At 67.4% G+C, this 7,002-nt stretch carries 6 protein-coding genes; 1 reads left to right on the top strand and 5 read right to left on the bottom strand.

The window, feature by feature from the left end; translation table 11 throughout:
- Positions 1 to 143 precede the first annotated feature (143 nt).
- The 5 genes from rodA to KK7_RS0119250 are packed head-to-tail and all read right to left on the bottom strand — an operon-like array spanning position 144 to position 5,758.
- On the bottom strand, positions 144 to 1,262 hold the full coding sequence (rodA, locus tag KK7_RS0119270; protein WP_010546272.1) for a rod shape-determining protein RodA: 1,119 nt from the start codon (positions 1,260 to 1,262) through the stop codon (positions 144 to 146).
- Positions 1,262 to 3,289, bottom strand: coding sequence for a penicillin-binding protein 2 (gene mrdA / locus KK7_RS0119265; protein ID WP_010546271.1), 2,028 nt, complete (start codon positions 3,287 to 3,289; stop codon positions 1,262 to 1,264). The genes rodA and mrdA overlap by 1 nt, the downstream gene beginning before the upstream one ends.
- 3 nt (positions 3,290 to 3,292) lie before the next feature.
- Positions 3,293 to 3,802: a rod shape-determining protein MreD gene (mreD, locus tag KK7_RS0119260; protein WP_010546270.1), complete on the bottom strand. Its 510-nt coding sequence runs from the start codon at positions 3,800 to 3,802 to the stop codon at positions 3,293 to 3,295.
- Positions 3,802 to 4,701, bottom strand: coding sequence for a rod shape-determining protein MreC (gene mreC / locus KK7_RS0119255; protein WP_010546269.1), 900 nt, complete (start codon positions 4,699 to 4,701; stop codon positions 3,802 to 3,804). The genes mreD and mreC overlap by 1 nt, the downstream gene beginning before the upstream one ends.
- A 16-nt stretch (positions 4,702 to 4,717) precedes the next feature.
- The gene (locus KK7_RS0119250) at positions 4,718 to 5,758 is read right to left on the bottom strand and encodes a rod shape-determining protein (protein WP_010546268.1); all 1,041 of its coding nucleotides are present in this window, start codon (positions 5,756 to 5,758) and stop codon (positions 4,718 to 4,720) included.
- 151 nt (positions 5,759 to 5,909) lie between these two features.
- Between KK7_RS0119250 and mutL the strand changes: the two genes are divergently transcribed.
- Positions 5,910 to 7,002: DNA mismatch repair endonuclease MutL (gene mutL / locus KK7_RS0119245; RefSeq protein WP_010546267.1), on the top strand; the 1,093-nt coding region annotated here is incomplete at its 3' end.

Here is a 7,002-nt window from a genome sequence, read left to right as displayed (position 1 = left end):
CTGATTAAGAGTCAGCTGCTCTACCAACTGAGCTATGTGTCCATTCCGGCTTCTACATGGCGCCCTTTGGTGGGGTGCCGCCGCTTCGGAGGCGCGCCTTTAGCGTCGCCTCTCGGAGCTTGTAAAGCCTAAAAATGAAAAAATCACCATCGGGTGGGGGTGCGACTGTCACGGTCGATCGCGAGCAGGATTCCGAGGCACAGCATGAAGGTCATCACCGCGGTGCCGCCGAAGCTGATCAACGGGAGCGGCACACCGACCACCGGGGCCAGACCGATCACCATCGCCATGTTGATCGAGCAGTAGAGGAACATCGTGCCGGCGAGGCCAGCTGCCGTCAGTCGGCCGAAGCGAGTCTTGGCCCGCATGCCCACGCCGATCCCCCAGGCGATCAGCATCCCGAACGCGATGATCAGGAACACGCCGCCGGCTAGCCCCCATTCCTCCATCATCGTCGCCAGCGCGAAGTCGGTCTGCCCCTCCGGCAGATAGTCGAGGTGGCTCTGCGTGCCTTGAAGGAATCCCTTGCCGAAGATGCCACCCGATCCGATCGCGATCTTCGACTGGGTGATGTGGTAGCCGGTGCCCAGCGGATCGCGCTCGGGATCGAGAAAGATCAGCACCCGGTTGCGCTGATATTCGTGCAGCACGAAGTTGAAGGCCAGGGGGGCGGCCACCGCCACGGTCAGCGCGCCTGCGATGAACAGCCGCAGCGGAACGCCCGCCAGGAACATCACCATGACCCCACAGCCGGTGATCATCAGCCCGGTACCAAGATCGGGCTGCATGATGACGAGCAGCGCCGGCACCCCGATCAGCACGCAGGCGGGCCAGATCGCGACGAACTTGCGCGTCTCGCTGGCCGGCAGCATCTCGTAGAAGCGGGCCAGCGCGAGCACGATCATCGGCTTCATCAGTTCGGATGGCTGGAACTGGAAGCCGCCCAGGCTGATCCAGCGCTGGCTGCCGCCCGCCACCTTTCCCAACAGCTCCACGCCGAGCAGCGCAAGTACCAGTGCCCCGTAAACCGGGAGCGCGCCGTGCGAGAAGTATCGCACCGGCACCCGCGACATCATCAGCGCCACGGCGAGGAACAGCAGGAAACGGGTTCCCTGGTTCAGCGCCCAGGGGCGGATGTTTCCGTTGGCTGCCGAATAGAGGACGACCAGCCCGAAGCCGCCGATCGCCAGCACCAGGAACAGCACCTTCCATGGAAGCTGCGCGACCTGGGTAGGGACGATGCTGTTGCCGGGACCTGCCATCAGTCGTTCTCCACGCTGCCGGTGGGGGCCACGTCGCGCTTGGTCGAATCGGCAGTGCTGTTGGCCGCGGCGTTGGCGAGGCTGCTTGCGGCTTCCTCGGTATCCTCAGGCGGCGGCGGCGGCGGCGCGGCCTGCGCGGCGCGGAAGGCGGTGCCCTGTGCGGCCATGCGCGTCGTATAGTCGCCGCCCCAGGTCGGCTCCACTTCGGCCAGCGTCTTCATCGCCTGATCGCGATCGAACAGATAGGTCATGATGTCCCGGCCGATCAGCGGCGTGTCGAGATTGCGGATGGTATGGCCGTTATGCTCAAGCACGATGGCCGCGGCATATTTGGGATTGTCGTGCGGCGCGAAGCACACGAACAGCGCGTGGTCGCGCATCTTGAAGGGGAGCGCGGCGTTCTTGAGCACGCCCGTGCGGCGCTCTGCCATGGTAATGCGGCGTACCTGCGCGGTGCCGGTCTTGGCCGCGATCGCCACACCTGGCACATACATCCGCGCCGCGCCGCCGGTGCCGCCGGCATTGACCACGCCGTACATCGCCTCGCGCACGATCGCGAGATCCTCGGCGCTCACCGGCAGGGGCTGCGCACCCGAGGGCCCGTTGGCAAGCAGTCGCGGCACCAGGATCTTGCCCGAGGCGAGCCGGCTGGCCATCACCGCCAGCTGCAGCGGGTTGGCGAGAACATAGCCCTGGCCGATCGAGGCGTTGAGCGAATCCGCCACCGTCCAGGGATGGTGGTATTTCTTCAGCTTCCAGGCGCTGTCCGGCACGGTGCCGTAGCGCTGGGTGGTGAAGGGCATATCGAATTTCTGCCCCAGGCCGAGCATCCGGGCCATCGGCGCGATCGCATCATAGCCGACGCGGCGGACCATCTCGTAGAAATAGATGTCGCAGCTCTGCATGATCGCGTTCTTGAGGTCGAGCGGCCCGTGCCCGCCCTTCTTGTGGCAATGGAACACGCCGCTGCCGACGCGCAACGCGCCCGAGCAGAACACGCGCTCGCTGGGGTTCACCCCCGCCGCCATCAGCGCCAGCCCGTTCATGGGCTTCACCGTCGAGCCGGGCGGATAGAGGCCCTGCAGCACCTTGTTCATCAAGGGCACGTGATCGTCCTCGGACAGCATCTTCCATTCGGTCTGGCTGATGCCGTCGGAAAAGCTGTTGGGATCGTAGGACGGCATCGACGCCATGGCGAGGATGTCGCCCGAGGCGACGTCGATCACGATTGCCGAGCCTGAATTAGTACCCAGCCGCCGCGCGACATATTCCTGCAGCCCGGCGTCGATCGTCAGCTTGATGCTTTCCCCCGGCTGGTCGGTCCGGGTTTCGAGCTCGCGAACGGGGCGGCCATGTGCGGTTACCTCGACCCGTTTGGCGCCGGCCTTGCCGCGGAGCCGGTGATCAAGCGTCTTTTCCAGCCCGTCCTTGCCCAGCTTGAAGCCCGGGGTGACGAGCAGGGGGTCCTTGTCGAGCTTGTACTGCTCGGCCGAGGCCGTGCCAACATAGCCGAGCAGATGGCCCACGCCCGCACCCAGCGGATAGTGTCGCGCATAGCCGCGCGTGGGCGCCACGCCGGGCAGTTCGGGCTGGCGTACCAGCACCGCGGCGAACCGGTCCCAGTCCAGATTCTCCGCTACCTGCACCGGGCGCAAGCCGCCAGCGCGCTTGAGGTCCGTCTCGATGCGGGCGAGATCCTCGGGCGCCAGGTTGAGCAGCCGGGTCAGTTCGGCGAGGAGTTTGTCCTTGTCGACGATGCGATCGGGAATCAGGTCGACACGGAAATCGGTGCGGTTGCTGGCCAGCGGCTTGCCGGTGCGATCGAGCAGCCAGCCGCGCCGGGGCGGGATCAGCGTGTTGTTGACCCGGTTGCTCTCCGCCATCAGCTTGTAGCGCTCGTTCTCGAACACCGAGAGCCAGGCCATGCGTCCCGCGAGCACCATGCCCACCGCGCCCTGGGCAGCGCCAAGCACCACCGCGCGGCGGGAGAAGCTGTATGTCTGGGTCGCCTCGGTGATCCGTACCATGGCTCAGGCTTTCACCACGTCACGGTCCAGCCATGCGCACAGCCGCGAGGCGAGCGGGAACAGCATCGCCGAAGCGCCTGCCTGGAGCAGCAGTGCGGCATCCACCTTGGCGGAGATTGGGGAAGCGATGAACCGCCCCGCGATCAGCACGAAACCGGTCGCGCCCGCGGCAATCAGCCAGTCCTGCCAGAAGTTTCGCCACACGATGCGGGTTTCTAGCACGTCGACGATCAACATGCATGCCATCCACAGGAACATCGCCGAGCCGACGGGCTGGCCGCTCAGCAGATCGTCGAACAGCCCTAGCGGCGCGGCGACCCAGACGCGCAGCGCGTCGGGGCGCATCATCCGCCAGCCGAGTAGCATCAGCAGGCCGAAGGGCGGCAGGAACGGCACCGTCGCGACGACCGGCACGATCGTGAGGAGCGAGGCGAGCGCGATCGACAGCGGCGCCAGCCAGCGCGCCCGGGGGCGCGGCGGCGGCACACCCAGAGGCTGCAGGTCCAGCGCCATCACTTGGCCTTGGGCTTGGGCGTGGCGGTGGGGAAGGGCTGGGGCGGGGGTGCCGGCTCGGGCAGGAACACGCGCAGCACCATCACGAAATCGGCCATGTCCGGGTTGCTGGCGGGCGTTGCGACGGCGTTGTCGCGCCCGGTCTGGGTGATCCGGCCGAGCGGGATGTTGGGCGGAAACACCCCGCCCGTGCCCGAAGTAACGAGCAGGTCGCCAGGGCGGAACGGATTGGCGGCCGCATTGGCGGCCCGCACGTCCAGCGTGCCGTCGCCGCGTCCCGTGACAATGGCGGGCAGGCCGTCATTCGCCCGGCGGACGGGAATGGTGCTGTCGGGATCGCTGATCAGCAGCACACGCGCGGCATTGGGGCCGGCCTCGACCACCTGGCCGATCAGCCCGGCGCCGTCGCGTACCGGCTGCCCCTGTGCCACGCGCTGCCAGCTGCCCGCGTTGAGAGTGGCATAGCGGCGGGTGCTGGAGGCGGAAGAATTGACCAGCCGGGCGACGACGATCGTCTCCGGCGTCGCATCGCGCGCCTTGAGCAGCAGGCGGAGACGCTGGTTCTCGCGCTCCAGCCCCAGCGCCCGCTGGAGCGCGGCATGCTCGGCCTCGATCTGGCGCTTGAGCCGGGCATTCTCGCCGCGCACGCCGAAGTAGCTGCCGATCGCCTCCGGCACGCTGCCGATGCCGCGCCGCACCGAATCAAGGCCGGAGGAGACCGGCGTCGTCACTTCCGCCACGGTGCTGCGCAGCGCCGAGAACAGATGCGGGTTGTAGCGCGAGACCAGCACCAGCCCGCCGCCGATCAGCGTCAGGCCGATCGCCGCCACATAGCTGAAGAACAGCCCATATTGCGCCCGTCGCGAGAACCCCGGGCGCCGATTCCGTGGCGGCGCCATCGCCGTTGGCCTTTCGTCAGACCTGGAGGAGAACGCCGCGGAACATCGGATCCTCGAGTGCGCGGCCGGTGCCCAGCGCCACGCAGGTCAATGGATCCTCGGCGACGGTCACCGGCAGGCCGGTCTCGTCGCGCAGCACCTCGTCCAGCCCGTGCAGCAGCGCGCCGCCGCCGGTGAGGACGATCCCCTGGTCGACGATGTCGGCGGCCAATTCCGGCGCGGTGTTCTCCAGCGCGATGCGAACGCCCTCGACGATGGTATTGACCGGCTCGGACAGCGCCTCGGCGATCTGGCCCTGGTTGATCTGGATTTCCTTGGGCACGCCGTTCACCAGATCCCGACCCTTGATGTGGATCGTCTTGCCGATGCCGTCGACCGGCGGCTTGGCGACGCCGACTTCCTGCTTGATCCGCTCGGCGGTGGCTTCGCCGATCAGCAGATTGTGGTTGCGGCGCACGTACGAGACGATCGCCTCGTCCATCTTGTCGCCGCCGACGCGCACGCTGGTGGAATATGCGAGGCCGCGCAGGCTGAGCACCGCGACTTCGGTCGTGCCGCCGCCGATATCGACGACCATCGAGCCGATCGGCTCGGTCACCGGCATGTCGGCGCCGATCGCGGCGGCCATCGGCTCTTCGATCAGCCACACCTGGCTGGCGCCGGCGTTGGAGGCGGCGTCGCGGATCGCGCGGCGTTCGACCGAGGTGGAACCCGACGGCACGCAGATCACGATCTCCGGCCAGCGCATGAAGCGGCGCTGCCCGTGCACCTTGCGGATGAAGTGCTTGATCATCTCTTCGGCGACATCGATGTCGGCGATAACCCCATCGCGAAGCGGGCGAATCGCCTCGATCGAGCCGGGGGTCTTGCCCATCATCAGCTTGGCGTCGTCACCGACCGCCTTGACCTTCTTCACGCCGTTCAGCGTCTCGACCGCCACCACCGACGGTTCGTTCAGCACGATGCCGCGGCCGCGCAGGTACACGACCGTATTTGCGGTACCGAGGTCGATCGCCATGTCATGGGACATGAATTTGAAAATGCGGGAGAAAGCCATTGATTGATCCGTCCTGCCGGGTTGGGCGCCCCCCGTCCGGCTGCTCGCACAAATGTTTGGCCCGAACCCGTTCCGGGACGGCGGGAAATCCGGCCTGGTGTCTTGCGGATGCGGGTCGCGGGAGGCCGTCGCTTGGGCTACAGCGAATGCCATGTCAATACGCCGCCTGCCCGAACATCTTGTCAATCGTATCGCTGCCGGCGAGGTGGTGGAACGCCCTGCCAGCGCGCTCAAGGAACTGGTTGAAAACGCGATCGACGCAGGCGCGACACGGATCACCGTGAAGCTGGGCGGCGGCGGCATCGAACTGATCGAAGTGATCGATGACGGCTGCGGTATGGCGCCCGCCGAAATGGCCCTCGCGCTGGAGCGCCACGCCACCTCCAAGCTGCCGACCGACGATATCGAGCACGTCGCGACGTTGGGTTTTCGCGGCGAGGCGCTGCCCTCGATCGCGAGCGTTGCGCAGCTTACCCTGGAAAGCCGTGTGCGGGGTGCCGAGGGCTGGTCGCTGACGGTGGATAACGGCGCGCGCATTGCCGAAGGCCCGGCCGCGCTGCCGCCGGGGACGCGGGTGCGGGTGGAGGGACTGTTCGGCCGCGTGCCGGCGCGACGCAAGTTCCTGCGCTCCACTCGCGCGGAATATGCGGCCTGCCTCGATGGCATGAAGCGGTTGGCGATGGCCCGGCCCGACATCGCCTTCTCGGTCGAGCACGACGGCCGCAGGGTGCTGAGCGTGCAGGGCGGCGAAAGCCGGCCGGCCCGTGTCGCGGCGCTGACCGACCGCGCCCTGCAGGAGAATAGCGTCGCAATCGACTTCGAGCGTGAGGGGCTGGTGCTCGGCGGGGTGGCGAGCATCCCCACCTTCAACCGCGGCGTGGCCGATCACCAATATTTGTTCGTCAATGGCCGGCCGGTGAAGGATCGGTTGCTCGTCGGCGCGGTGCGTGGCGCCTATGCCGAGATGCTGGCGCGCGATCGGCATCCGGTGGTGGCGCTGTTCCTCGACGTGCCGCCCGAGGTCGTCGACGTGAACGTGCATCCGGCCAAGACCGAGGTCCGCTTCCGCGATCCGGCATTGGCGCGCGGGTTGATCGTCAGCGGCTTGCGGCGCGCGCTGAATGCGGCGGGGCACCGCAGCGTGCAGCGGCCGAGCGAGGCGGCGCTGGGATTGTGGCAGGCGGGCGGCGGGGGCTCCTCTAGCCCCTCCTCCTTGGAGGAGGGGTTGGGGTGGAGGGATTCCA

The organism is Sphingomonas elodea ATCC 31461 (assembly GCF_000226955.1).
GTDB classification, from domain to species: Bacteria; Pseudomonadota; Alphaproteobacteria; order Sphingomonadales; family Sphingomonadaceae; genus Sphingomonas; species Sphingomonas elodea.
This window is presented reverse-complemented; position numbering and strand designations above follow the sequence as displayed.

Bases quoted from the DNA above. Each gene is read 5' to 3' on its own strand.
- rodA (WP_010546272.1), bottom strand. From the start codon at position 1,262: ATGGCAGGTCCCGGCAACAGCATCGTCCCTACCCAGGTCGCGCAGCTT.
- mrdA (WP_010546271.1), bottom strand. From the start codon at position 3,289: ATGGTACGGATCACCGAGGCGACCCAGACATACAGCTTCTCCCGCCGC.
- mreD (WP_010546270.1), bottom strand. From the start codon at position 3,802: ATGGCGCTGGACCTGCAGCCTCTGGGTGTGCCGCCGCCGCGCCCCCGG.
- mreC (WP_010546269.1), bottom strand. From the start codon at position 4,701: ATGGCGCCGCCACGGAATCGGCGCCCGGGGTTCTCGCGACGGGCGCAA.
- KK7_RS0119250 (WP_010546268.1), bottom strand. From the start codon at position 5,758: ATGGCTTTCTCCCGCATTTTCAAATTCATGTCCCATGACATGGCGATC.